Here is a 13,212-nt window from a genome sequence, read left to right as displayed (position 1 = left end):
CCTACTGCTCCTCCTCGTTGTCGTCGTCATCGTCCGGATCGGTCGTGACCAGCGCGTCGTTGCCGCTTGCCACCGGATCGTCGAGCAGGGTGTCGCCGGTGATCAGCGGCGCATCGGGCTGTTCGGGGAAGTCCATCCCGAAGGCGTCATCCTCCTCGCCGGGGGTGGGTGGCGGCTCGTCGATGATCAGCGGATCATCGTAGGAGGTCGGGTTGTCGAGCCCCGGCGGGGTCGGCGCGGGGTCGATCGTGAAGGTGCCGCCGACATAGGTGACGGTGTAGTTCGCGCTCGCCGCGAGGGTGCCCTGCCGGATCGCGTAGCTGCCGACCAGCTCGCCCGCATCGCGCAGCAGCGTGCCGGTCAGCTGGTCGCCGTTGACGAGGCCCGCGCCGGAGATGACGTAGGTGAGCGCGGGATCGACGAGGCCGATCAGCTTGGACAGGCTGTCCGCCGTGATCGTGATCGGCCGCGGGGTAATGCGCAGGATGCCGCTGTTATAGGTCACCGCGTAGTTCGCGCCGGCCGCGAGCGTGCCCTGCGTGATCGCGACATCGCCGACGCCGGTCGTCGCCCCGGCCGTGGTCGCGAGCGCCCCGGTCAGCTGGTCGCCGTTGACGAGGCCCAGTCCGCCGACGGTGAAGGTCAGCGCAGGGTTGGCGTCGCCATAGATGCGGGTGCGGTTGTCGGCGGTGATGGTGATCGGGCGCGGCGTGATAGCGAGGATGCCCTGATTGAAGGTCACCGCGTAGTTGGCGCTGGCAGCTAGCGTGCCCTGCGTGATCGCCACATTGCCCACGCCCGTTGTCGCGCCCGCCGTGGTCGCCAGAGCGCCCGTCAGCTGGTCGCCATTGACGAGGCCCAGCCCGCCGACCGTGAAGGTCAGCGCCGGATTGCCGTTGCCGTAGATGCGGCTGAGGTTGTCCGCCGTGATCGTGATCGGGCGCGGGGTGATGCTGAGGATGCCCTGATTGAAGGTCACCGCGTAGTTCGGGCTCGCCGCGAGCGTGCCTTGCGTGATTGCGACATTGCCCACGCCCGTGGTCGTGCCCGCCGTGGTCGCCAGCGCGCCGCTCAACTGGTCGCCGTTCACCAGACCCAGACCGCCCACGGTGAAGGTCAGCGCCGGATTGCCGTTGCCGTAGATGCGGCTGAGATTGTCCGCCGTGATCGTGATCGGACGCGGGGTGATGCTCAGGATACCCTGATTGAAGGTCACGGCATAGTTCGGGCTTGCCGCTAGCGTCCCTTGCGTGATCGCGACATTGCCCACGCCCGTGGTCGTGCCCGCCGTGGTGGCCAGCGCGCCGCTCAGTTGGTCGCCGTTCACCAGACCCAGACCGCCGACCGTGAAGGTCAGCGCCGGATTGGCATTGCCGTAGATGCGGCTGAGATTGTCGGCGGTGATCGTGATCGGACGCGGGTTCACCGTCAGTACGCCGGGCGTGCCGATGGCGAACTGGTAGCCCTGCTCGCTCAGCAGCGTGCCGAGCGCGACGTTGATCGCATATTGCCCGATGCCCGACAGGGCCGTGGCTGAAGTCGTCAGCTGCGCGGCGCCGGTGAGGTCGCTCACCCCGTCGCCCGGCTGGAAGCCCGCGAAGCTCGCGGTGAACACGGGGTTCGCATTGCCGTAGAGGCGCGCGGCGTCGAGCGCCGAGACGGTAAGCACCGGCGCGATCCGGAAGGCGGCGAAGTTGCCGCCAGGGTTGAGCTGGTCGTACGCCTCGGAATTGGCGACATTGTAGCGCCGCACATAGTTGGCGAAGCTGCCGATCTGCGAGCCGGTCGGGGTCGCGGCGAAGATGCCGTAATGGCCGCCGCCGGTCAGCACCAGTCCGGCGTCGCCCGCAAGGTTGATCACCTCGCCGCCGAGCGAGGCAAGGTCGATCGCGCGTCCGCTGCCCGATGCGGTCAGCACGCCATCGGCGCGCACGGCAATGTTGCTGCCGGTGGAGGTGCCGAAGTGGCGCACGTCGATCAGGCGGCCCGAAATGGTCGCCAGCGTGATCGCGCCGGTGACGCGCTGCGGATCGGTCGCGCCGTCGAGCAGGCGGATCGAAACCGTGCCCGTTCCGGCGTCGATCCGGCTTCCCGGCGCCATCGTGATCACCGAAGCCTGCGGCTGCGGTTGCGCCAGCCCGCCGCGATTGGCCTCGAGCGACACCGCGCCCCCTTGCGAGACCACGCTTCCGCCCAGCAGGATCGAGCGGCCCGCCAGCAGCGTGACCGATTGCCCGCCGATGGCGCTGCCCGTGCTGCCGTCGCCGATGGTCTCGATGGTGTTGCCCGAGGTGACGATGATGGTCGTGTCGTTGGCGTTGGGGCCGGTGTTGCCGATCGTCCCGCCTTGCCCGGTGCGCAGGGTGATGTTGCCGAGCGCGCTCGCGTTGAGCAATCCGCCCACCCGCACACTGGCGCCGCCGGTGGCGATGATCTGCGAGGCCAGCGGAGTGCCGGACACGGCGTCGCCCGAAGCCGTCGCGGTGAGGCTCCCCACGTCGATCGAGCCGCCGCCCGCGTCGATGGCGAAGCGTCCCGCGACATTGCTTCCCGCCGCGCCGCCGACGGCGTTCGCCGACAGGGTGAGATCCGATGCGGTGATCTGCGCGGTCGATCCGGTGGGCAGGGTCAGCAGCGCCTGACCTGCGGTGGCACTGCCGCCGAACGAGGAGAAGGCGTCGGCGGTGATTTCGATGGTGGTCGCGGCGACCACGGCGTCCCCGTCGACCGTCATCTGCGCCGTGCCGCTCTGGGCGGTGCTGCCGTCGAGGCCCGAGAAGAAGGCGTTGGCCGCCCCGAAGCTGTCGACCTTGAGAATACCGACCGACAGTCGCCCGCCATTGATCGCGAGCGAGGCGTCGCGGGCGATGCCGATACCGGTGGTCTGGCCCGCTCCGCCCACGGCACGCGATTGCACCGCAAGACTGCCCGGCGCCGATCCGGCCGAGACGATGGTGATGTCGGAACCGGCGAAGGTGACATTGACCGTGCCGTTGGGGCCGACCGCGTCGGCGGCATTACCGCCGAAGCCGAGCACCGTGCCCCCGCCCTGCGCGGTCGAGGATATCACGTTGGTGCCCGACAGGCCGACGGTCGATCCGCTGATCAGGACATCCACGCGGCTCGCCTCGGCGCTGCCGCCGATACCACCCTGCCCGTCGACACTGCCGCCGAGCGCGAGGTTTTCGAGCCGGATGTTCCCGCCGGTCAGCGTCGACTGGCCGATGTCAATGAAAGCGAGCCCGTCGCTGACATTGCCGCCTGCGGTGACGCCCGCTCCGCCCGTCAGCTGCAGGCCCATCACGAGGCCGCTCTCGCCCTTGCCGTTGGGGGTGAAGGCGATGGTGGCATTGCTGGCCTGGAAGGCGACCTCGGGCACATCGCCGCTCTTGGCGATGACATTGCCGCCCACCGGCCCTGCGCCGCCGGTCGAGCTGTCGATCCAGCGCAGCGTGCCGAGGATGTTGAAGGTGCCGCCGTTGATGTCGATGGTGCTGGTGCCGGTCGCCCCGTCGCCGCCATTGCGACCGCCCGAAGCCGCGCCGCCGAAGCCGCCCGCGCGCCCTTCGGAGAACTCGCCGGTCAGCGTGCCGCCGGTGGTGATGCGGATCAGCCGCGCGCCCCCCTCGCCGCGTCCGCCGCCGATGGCGAGCGCCGTGTCCTGGCTCGCCCCGCCCTCGCCATAGACCGCGAAGTTGACGACGCCCGCCGAGATCGTGCCGCCGTCCGCCTCGACCGTGGCCTCGCCGCCGATGCCGAGCCCGCCGGTGCCGCCATCGACCCGCGAATCGCCGCCGATGCCGTAAGCGAGCAGGCGGTTGGCGCCGGGGCTGAAGGGATCGGCCGCCGGGTCTTGCGACAGGGTGATCGAGCCGCCCTGCGCCGCGCTCAGCAGGATCGTACCGCCCGTGCCGCTGCCGCCGATGCCGGTGCCGCCGCTGGTGTCTCCGCCCAGTCCGAGCGCGGCGAGGATCGCGCCGCCGGTGAAGCGGTCGTCGAATTCCCCGATGGAATTGCTGTCGACGATGATCCGGCTGCCGGTGCCCAAGCTGATGATCGAAGCCGTGCCGCCGATCCCGTTGCCGCCGGTGGTGCGCGGGGTCAGGCCCTCCGACGCACCGCCCACGCCTGTGGCCGAAACCGAGAGCGCGTTGAAGCGCAGCGCGTTACCGCCCAGAACCTGCACGGTTGCCGTGCCGCCGATGCCGGTGCCGCCGGTCGCGCCGTCTCCGGCGCCGCCGCCGATGCCATGCGCCTCGACCACCGCGATCTGGTTGAAGTTGCCGATGCCGGGCGTGCCGACGCGCTGGCCGATGAAGGCCGTGCCGCCCGAGCCCGTCCCGCCATTGCCGCCCGTGCCGAGCCCGCCATAGCCGATCGCCGTCAGCGACACGACGCCATCGAAGGTGCCGCGCATATCGTCGAGCACGATCTCGGCCGTCCCGCCGGTCGCTGCGCCGCCCGCGCCGCCATCGCCGAAGCCGCCCTGCCCGAAGGCGTCGAGGAAGACGGTCCCTGCGGTCAGATTGCCATCCGCCTCGCCCGCGATCGAGGCAAGGCCGCCCTGGCCGATCCCGCCATTGCGCGACAGGCCGCCGATGCCGGAGGCGCGCAGATCGATGCTGGAGATGAGGAGGCGCCCGCCGCCCGCGGTGACCAGCGCCGCGCCGCCCGTGCCGTTGCCCGCGATCCCGTTGCCGGTGCCGAGGATGAAGCCGTCACCCTCGTCGCGCCCGCCGTCGCCGCCGCCGCCTTCGACATCGGCGACGATCCCCGCGAGCCGGATCAGGCCGTCCCCGAGCGAGCCGTCACCCCCGCCAAGCAGCGCCGTGCCGATCTGCGCCGTGCCGCCGAAACCATTGCCGCCATCGCCCGCGTCATCGGCGGTCTGGTCGGGGTCGAAGGTCGAATAGTCACCGCCATCGCCGCCGAAGCCGCGCGCGCTGGCGTTGCTGAGCGCTCCGGCGGTGAGCGTGCCATTGTCGCCCCCGGCGAGGATATAGGCCCCGTCGACGAAGTTGGCGTCCGCCTGATTGCCGAGCGAGGCGCTGCCGCCGCGCCCGTCGCCGCCGCGGCCGCCGCGGATCACGCCGTCGGTCCGCCCGCCTTCGCCGCCGAAGCCGTCGGCGTTGGCGTTGATCCCGTTGCCGACCGTCAGCGCCGCCGTCTGGGTCAGCGTCCCCTCGGCGCGGAACACCGACGTACCGCCCGTGCCGTCACCGCCGCGCTCGCCATTGCCGACGAAGGCATCGCCTCCGAAGGCATTGGCCGAAGCGCTGGCCGAGGCTTGCAGGGTGATCGTGCCGGTCTCGGCAATCGCGCCGGCCACCCCGCCCGAGGCATTGCCGCCGCCCGCGCCGAAACCGGCATTGGCATCGGCGTTGGCGTTGAAATCGCCCGTGACATCGAGCGAGCCGCCGGTGCGTGTGATCGCCAGCGCGACCCCGCCCAGCGCGTCGCCGCCGGTGCCCCCGAAGTTATAGCCGCCTCCGGCATTGGCCGAGAGCGAGAGCAGCCCGCCGATAGTGGCAATGCCGCCTTCTTCGACCAGCATCCGCGCCTCGCCCGCATCGCCGAGCGCGCCGCCCGTGGCCGAATCCGCCCCCGTGCCGTTGGCCGAAGCGTCAATGAACGCATTGCCCGTCACGCCGAGCGTGCTTCCGGTGATCGACACCAGCGATGTGCCGCCATAGACCTCGCCCGCGTCGGCCGCGCCAAAGCTGCGCGCGAAGGCTTCGGTGTTGAGGGTGAGATCGGTGCCGACCGTGACCGCGGAATCACGCGTGGCGACCAGTTCCGCCGTGCCGCCGCGCAAAGTGCTTTCGAACAGGGGCGTGGAGAGCGGGCCGCCGATGGCCCGGGCGCTGAGATCGAGCGCGCTGCCGATACTGATGGTCGCATTGTCGGCGGAAATACGCGCGGTGCCCCCCTGCGCCGCAGCGTTGGCGAGGACGGAGGCGATCGATCCGGCATAGGCATCGGCGCTGACCCGCGCCGATCCGTCAACCGACAGCAAGCCGCCCGAAAGCGCCTCGATCAGCGCGGTGCCGCCCGTGGCAGAGGGTTCGAGGATGTTCGGCACACCGCCCAGCGCGCCGAACACGTCGGCCGAGACCAGCAGGTTGCCCGCCACCGACACCGCGTCGCCCGCGCCGATCCGCACCTCGGCAGCTTCGCGGCCCGCCAGCAGGAGGTTGCCGCCGACCGTGCTGTTGCCGCCGACCGCGCTCAGCCGGGTGAGATGCGAGCCGACCGCCGTAAGCCGGCTGCTGGCGTTGACGTTCTCGATGAAGATATCCGCCCGCGCATCGCCCGTGCCGGGGCCGGCACCGAAGCGCGCGTTGATGCCCTCGTCGCTCGACCCGCCGTTCACCGAGCGGCCGGCCACATCGTAATTGGCCGAGAGAATGATCTCGCCGTTGACGATCCCGGCCTGCTGGGCGGGCGCGAAGCCGATATTGCCGCCAAGCAGGATGCTGATCGGATCGTTCTGCGCCGCCGCAACGCCGTAGATCACATGGTTGTCGGTCGAACCGCCCGTGCTCGCCGGGCCGCCAATGGTGCCATCGAGCCGCAGCACGTTGCCGCCCGCCGCGGTGCCGACCGGAATCTCGATGTCAAACAGCCCGTTCGACAGGCGCAGGTTCACCACCTCGCCCGCGACATAGGCCTGGCTGCCGTTGACGAGCGCGGTGCCCGACATCTGCACATCGGCGGCGACCACCGCGAAGAAGCCGTTCTCGGCAGGCGATGAAATCTGCGCGCCCGAGGCGATGCTGATGCGCGCGGTGGAGCCAGCCTGCGCGGCGAGGTTGAGCGTGCCGCCCTGCACGAAGCTGTCGAAATTCTCGGGCGTGGTGTCGAGCGTGGTGAGCAGCAACTGCCCGACATCGAACACCGCCGTGCTGCCGATCAGGAAGCCGGTCGGCGAATAGAAGGCCACGAAGGGGCTGAGCGGGGTGCCGCGCGCGGTGCTTTGCTGGATGCGGCCGATCACCGTGCCGTTGATCACCACCACCGAGCCATTGGTGGAGGGCAGGATGCGGTTCAGCACCGCGAAGTCGAGCACGTTCGGCCCGTTCTGGAAGATCGCCTCGTTGCCCTCCGGCAGGAAGTCGAGGGCATTGCCCTGCGCATCCTCGAACGGGGTCCAGTCGATCACCACGGTCGGCGTGTTCGCCTCGACAAGGGTCGTGCCGCCAGTGGGGCTGGCAAGATCGAAGACGCTGGCGTCGCCATAGACCACGTTGTGTTCGGCCTGGATGCCCTGTGCGGCGGCCTCGCCGGAGCCGGCAGCCAGCGCGAGGGCCAGCGCCGCGCTGCCGCAGCCGGTCAACATGCGTGCGCGGTTGCGAGGCGGCAGGTGGGTCATCTCAGTGTCTCCACGGAAGCAGGCGGCTTGTCAGCGTGAACAGGATGCGCACGTCCCCGCGCCGGGGGGCCAGATCGGGCCGTTCGAGCGGCACGGCGAGCGCGAGATCGGCCTGCACCCCGCCGCCCCACGCCGCGCGCAGGCCCGCGCCGGCCGACCACAGGCGGTCGGGATTGGTAGCGCGGCGGCTCGGGTCCTCGTTCCACACGAAGGCGAGGTCGTTGAAGACATAGGGCTGGAACGCCACCGCCTTGGCCGAAGCCGGGATGGTCGATCCGAAGCGCAGCTCGAACGAATTGAGGATGCCGCTGTCCCCCAGCACCGCGCCCGGATCATAGCCTCGTCCCGTGGTGAAGTTGCCTGCCGCCAGTTCCTCGAAGGCGGGGAGCGGGTCGCCGGTGATCTGCCCGGTCGTGTCGAGCGAGAAGGTGATCTTGGGATCGGGGCGGTATTCGACCCCGCCCTTGATCCGCGCGAGCAGCGGCGTGGGATCGGCCTCGATCCGGCTCGGCGGGGCATTGCCGCCGATGATGCAGGCGAGCAGGTTCGGGCGGCAATCGGGGCTGGCCGAAAGCACGTCGAGCCCCTGCCGCGCCTCGAAGCCGTAGCGCAGCCGCAGCTTGGGCTCGTAGAGGCTGTAGCCGCCGGTGTTGCGGATCGAGGCGCGGTCGGTGATCGCCCCGTCGAAGCGCAGATAGGCCATCCGCACCCGGTCGCGGGTAAGGGGCACGGTGTTGATGGTGACGTCCTGATCGACGAGGTCGAACCCGCCCTCGACCGACAGGCTGTGCGCGCGGCTGCGGATCAGGGGGTAGCTGGCGAAGACGCTGGCAAAGGCAGTCTCGGAATCGACCGTGAAGCCCGGCAGCGCGAGCGAGGGGTTCGCCATGCTCCAGGTGAACTGCGCGCCCAGCCGCAGGCCTTCGCTGCCGAGGCGGAAATCGTGGCCGATCTGGAAGGTCTGCTGTTCGACGAAATCGAGGGTCGAGAAGGCCGAAACCGTCGTGCGGTCGCCAAGGCCAGTGAGGCCGTAGACCTCGCCGCGCAGCACCCCGCCGAAGCGGCCCAGCGCCTGCGAGCCGTAGTTCTGGATATTGGCATCGAGCGCGCCGTTCTCGCGCAGCACCGCGATCTCGCCCACCAGATCGCCGGGCGCGCCGCCCGCGGCGGGGCGCAGCGAGAGACGCACATTGAGGCCCGGGATGTCGTCGGCGAGCAGCAGGTAGCGTTCAGCCGCGTTGGTGTTGAACACGTCCTGCGTGGTCAGCTTCTCGAGATAGCGGGCGACGAGGCCCGCCGATGGCCCCGCATCGCCGCGCACGCGCACCGAAGTCAGCCGCCCGAACACCACCTTGAAGTCGGGCGTGCCATCGGCAAGGCTCTGTTCGGGGATTTCGACCGTGGCGAGATAGCCCTGCCGGCGCAGGACGGCGTTGGCTTCGGCGCGGATGTCGCACAGGACCGAGACGGGCAGCTCGCGGCCGACATAGCCGGCGTAGGTATCCTCGAGCGAGAGGCCGGGCACGCGCTCCAGCCCGTCAAACTTCGCGCCCTTCACCGTGAAGCGGATCGCGGCGAAATCGGGCCGGTCGAGCGCGCAGGCCGGGCGCTCGAAATCGCCATCGACCGTGAGGGTGACGGGCCGCTCCTCGCGGCGCAGTTCGGGCGGGACGAGATCGCTGCGGGTGGGGGGCGAGACGCCGATCTGCTGCTGCGCGGCTGCGGGAACGGCCCCCGCGGCCAGCGCCAGCGCGGCGGCCGAGCACAACAGGCGAAAAGCCGGAATCGTCCCAGGCAAGTGGTGCTGTGCGCTCGACAATTTTCCCCCCAAGACAGCCCTGGTGCCGCAGCCCGCGCGGCGCGCGCAATGCTACAGGGGAACGTGGCAAAAACAAGCCGCATGGACCTCGGCTGGTCGCATGCGGCTGTGTTTTGGCGTCAGTTTCCGGCCGCGAGCATGACCTTGGCCGAAGCGCCCGAAAGCGCCCCCGGCTCGACCGGCAGGTTGGCCGGACGCGCAGCGCCCGGATAGGCCTGCTTGAGCAGCGCCAGCGCCTCGGCGATGCGGGCATGGAGCGCCGGATTCTCGGCCTTGATCGCCGCGCCCGAGGCCGCGAAGTGGCTCGCCGCGACGGCCGCAAAGCCGTAGCCGTCGAGATAGGGCTCGTAGCTGTCGTTCTTGGGGAGCGAGCGGTACATGGTGCTGGCACGCTCGATCATGTCGGCGATCACGCTGGCCTCGACCTTCGCCGCGCTGGCGTCGGACTTGGGCGCTTTGGTGGCCGCTCCGCGCAGCGCGGCGATGATCGCGTCATGGGCCTTGCCGACTTCGGCGACGCTCTTGCCGTCGAGCGCGGCTTCGGATGCGGCGGTGAGCGTCGGCTTGAAATCGGCAACGCCCAGCGCGGTAAAGGCCGGGTCCATGTCGAGCAGGACTTCGCTGACCGGATGAGCGAACATCTCGCCCGCTGCCTGCTTCTTGCCCGCGGCATAGGCGTCGCGCGCGGCGGTCACGTGGGCCTCGGTCACGGCGAGCGCAATGCCATAGGCGACCGGGTCCTTGGCCGCATCGGCCGTGGCGACACCGCCCTCGCCCTCGCCGCCCGCGCTCTCGCCACCGCCTTCGCCTGGGCCGGAGCCGCCCTCGCCTTCGCCCGCCGTCGCCGCGCTGTCGGGCGCGATGCCCGCCTCGCCCGCACCCGCCTCGCCGCCCGCCTCGCCGCCGCACGCGGCAAGCAGCCCACCCGCAAGCGCGGTGCCAAGGCCAAGCGTGGTCCAGAGTTTGAGCGTGCTGTTCATAGGGGGGAGCGTCCTTCAACGGAGGGAAAATCGGGAACCCGGCTCATGGCCCAGCTGATAATGGTTCGCAAGAGCCTTTCGCGCAGCAGGGCTTGCTTTGGCCCGATCCCTGCGATAGCGCAATGTTACAACGTCTCATACAAACAAGCCGCAGGATCGCACCCGCCGATGGCCACGCTTCTCACCTCCGCCGCCCGCTGCGCCGCCGATCCGGAAGTTCTGCACACGATCCGCGCGCCCGATTGCAGCATCGCGATCTGGCAGCGCGCGGCCTTCACCGACTTGACGCCGCTGACCCAAGGCTCGCCGGAGAACCTGCGCTTCGTCAGCAACCTGCGCCGACTGCCCGGGACGCTCGAACGCGAGCTGCGGCAGAACGGCTTCGGCGGCGATGCGGCACTCCACCGCATGCTGGTCGACGACGCCACCCGCCTCGCCGCCCTGTTCTGCGCCGCGATGGAGCTCGCCACCTTCGAGCTGCGGCTCGAGCTGGTGCGCACCGATTCCTGCCGCAAGTTCCACGCCGACTACGTCACCGCGCGCCTGATCACGACCTATGTCGGCGAAGGCACCGACTGGCTCGACGATACCGACGCCGCTCGTGTCGCCGCGGGGGAGGAGCCGCAGCATATCAACCGCCTCGCCGCCTTCGATGTCGGGCTGTTCAAGGGCAAGCTGGCGACCGGGAACCCCGCCATCCACCGGTCGCCGCCGATTGCCGATACGCCCGGCGGCACGCGCCTGCTGCTGGTGCTCAACCCCGCCAGTCGGCCGTTCGTCGAAGGGGCAGAATGTCCCCTTCCGCCGCCCGCGCATCTCGCCTAACAGCCGCGCCATGCGCCCGCGGGCGCGATCCATTCGTGAGAGAGGTAAGCGATCGATGAAGAAGTTTCTGCTGGCCGGGGCCTCGGCCCTGTTGCTTGCTGCGCCCGGCGTGGCGCTTGCGGACGAGGGCATGTGGCTGCCGAGCCAGACCGCCGCCATCGCCGACCAGATGAAGGCCGCCGGCCTCGAGCTTGACGCCAAGACCCTGGGCGATCTCCAGCGCCCGCCGCTGACCGCGATCGCCTCGCTGGGCGGCTGTTCGGCCGCGTTCCTCTCGCCGCAGGGCCTGGTCGCGACCAACCACCACTGCGTGGCCGGTTCGCTCCAGTACAATTCGACCCCCGAGAACGACTACCTCGTCAACGGCTTCCTCGCGAAGACGCTGGGCGACGAACTTCCCGCCGCGCCCGGCAGCCGCGTCTATGTGATCGAGGACCTGCGCGATGTTACCAAGGACATGCTCAAGGGCGCAGACAAGCTCGACGGCCGCGCGCGCTATGATCGCCTGCAGGCCAACCGCACCGCGCTGATCGCTGCGTGCGAGAAGCAGGCCAACCGCCGCTGCGATGTGCGCGCCTATTTCGGCGGGCAGCAGTACTGGCTCCAGCAGCAGCTTGAGATCCAGGACGTCCGCCTCGTCTATGCTCCGGCCGCAGGCGTGGGCAATTTCGGCGGCGAGAAGGACAACTGGCAGTGGCCGCGCCACACCGGCGACTTTTCGTTCTACCGCGCCTACGTGGCGCCCGACGGTTCCTCGGCCCCGTTCAGCAAGGACAACGTGCCCTTCAAGCCCAAGGCCTGGCTGCCGATAGCCAAGGAGGGCGTGAAGGAAGGCGACTTCGTGATGGTCGCGGGCTTCCCCGGCACCACCGAGCGTCTGCGCACCGCCGAGGAAGCGCGCTTCTACTATGAAGAGCTCTACCCCTATCAGCAGAAGATGCTGACCGACTATGCCGACCGCATCGTCGAACTGACCGGCACCGATCAGGCCGCCGTCATCGCCTATGCCGCGACGCTGCGGGGCACCGACAACTACAAGAAGAAGATCGCCGGGCAGCTTCAGGGCGCCGACGCGATCTCGCTGGTGGCCAAGAAGCAGGCCGAGGAAGGGGCTTTCCGTGCGTGGATCAAGGCCGATCCCAAGCGCGAGGCCCAGTATGGCCCGGCGCTCGCCGAGCTTGACCGTCTGGTGGCCGAAGCCAACGCGACCTCGCTCGCCGATGCCAAGACCGGCCTGCTCGGGCGCGCCCAGCTGTTCAGCGCCGCCCGCTCGCTCTATCGCTGGTCGATGGAGCAGGCCAAGCCCGACGCCCAGCGTGAGCCCGGCTTCCAGGCGCGCGACAAGGCCTTCATGACCCAGCGCATGCAGGTGATCGAGCGCCGCTATGTCCCGGCGATCGACCAGGCGCTGTTCGCCGATGCCATCGCCGAATACCGCACGCTCCCGGCCGACCAGCGGATCAAGAGCTTCGATGCCTTCATGGAAGGCCGCGACCTTGCCTCGCTCTACGCCACCACCGAACTCGGCAACACCGCCAAGCGGCTCGAGTGGATGAACAAAACCCCGGCCGACTTCAAGGCCTCGAACGATCCCTTCATCCAGCTGGTCGTCGCCACCACCGACGAGGCGATGGCGGCCGAAGCGGCTGACAAGGAACGCGCGGGCACGCTCCAGAAGGCGCGTTCGGCGGTGATGGAAGCGCGGCTCGCCTATGCTGCCTCGCAGGGCAAGGCGATGTATCCGGATGCCAACGGCTCGCTGCGCTTCACCTATGGCAAGGTCACCGGCAAGGCGGTCGACGGGCAGATCTGGACGCCCTTCACCACTGCCGAGGGCATTGTCGCCAAGCACACCGGCCGCGGCGAGTTCGACGCGCCCGACAAGATGATCGACCTGATCAAGGCCAAGGACTACGGCCGCTATGTCGCGCCCGAGCTCGGCACGCTGCCGGTCGACTATCTCTCGACCGTCGACATCACCAACGGCAACTCCGGCTCCTCGACGCTCAATGCGCGCGGCGAGTTCGTGGGCCTCGCTTTCGACGGCACGATCGAGGGCGTGGTCAGCGACTGGATGTACGACCCCAAGATCAACCGCACGATCCACGTCGACAGCCGCTTCATGCTGTGGACGATGGAGAAGGTCGACGGGGCCGATCGCCTGCTCGCCGAAATGGGCGTTGCCGGCCAATAACGTTGAACGGCAGTCGGACTTG

The 13,212-nt window shown here is 69.7% G+C and carries 5 protein-coding genes; 2 read left to right on the top strand and 3 right to left on the bottom strand.

Going from position 1 to position 13,212, the window contains the following annotated elements:
- Position 1: 1 nt before the first annotated feature.
- The 3 genes from BZF57_RS21705 to BZF57_RS01495 form a co-directional block, all read right to left on the bottom strand.
- Positions 2-7,372: an MBG domain-containing protein gene (locus BZF57_RS21705; protein WP_086733875.1), complete on the bottom strand. Its 7,371-nt coding sequence runs from the start codon at positions 7,370-7,372 to the stop codon at positions 2-4.
- 1 nt (position 7,373) lies between these two features.
- A complete protein-coding gene (locus BZF57_RS01500) occupies positions 7,374-9,140 on the bottom strand; it encodes a ShlB/FhaC/HecB family hemolysin secretion/activation protein (RefSeq protein WP_240505813.1) in 1,767 nt (588 codons plus the stop codon).
- A 170-nt stretch (positions 9,141-9,310) separates the two neighbouring features.
- Positions 9,311-10,171: a hypothetical protein gene (locus tag BZF57_RS01495; RefSeq protein ID WP_086733871.1), complete on the bottom strand. Its 861-nt coding sequence runs from the start codon at positions 10,169-10,171 to the stop codon at positions 9,311-9,313.
- Positions 10,172-10,339: 168 nt separating this feature from the next.
- Between BZF57_RS01495 and BZF57_RS01490 the strand changes: the two genes are divergently transcribed.
- Complete coding sequence (locus tag BZF57_RS01490; protein WP_162290942.1) at positions 10,340-10,996, top strand: DUF1826 domain-containing protein; 657 nt, start codon at positions 10,340-10,342, stop codon at positions 10,994-10,996.
- Positions 10,997-11,051: 55 nt separating this feature from the next.
- Positions 11,052-13,190, top strand: a complete 2,139-nt coding sequence (locus BZF57_RS01485; protein WP_086733867.1) for a S46 family peptidase — start codon at positions 11,052-11,054, stop codon at positions 13,188-13,190.
- Positions 13,191-13,212: the final 22 nt, after the last annotated feature.

The organism is Erythrobacter colymbi, assembly GCF_002155685.1.
Lineage (GTDB): Bacteria > Pseudomonadota > Alphaproteobacteria > Sphingomonadales > Sphingomonadaceae > Erythrobacter > Erythrobacter colymbi.
The sequence above is the reverse complement of the archived record's forward strand: the minus strand, read 5'-3'. Positions and strand labels throughout refer to the sequence as shown.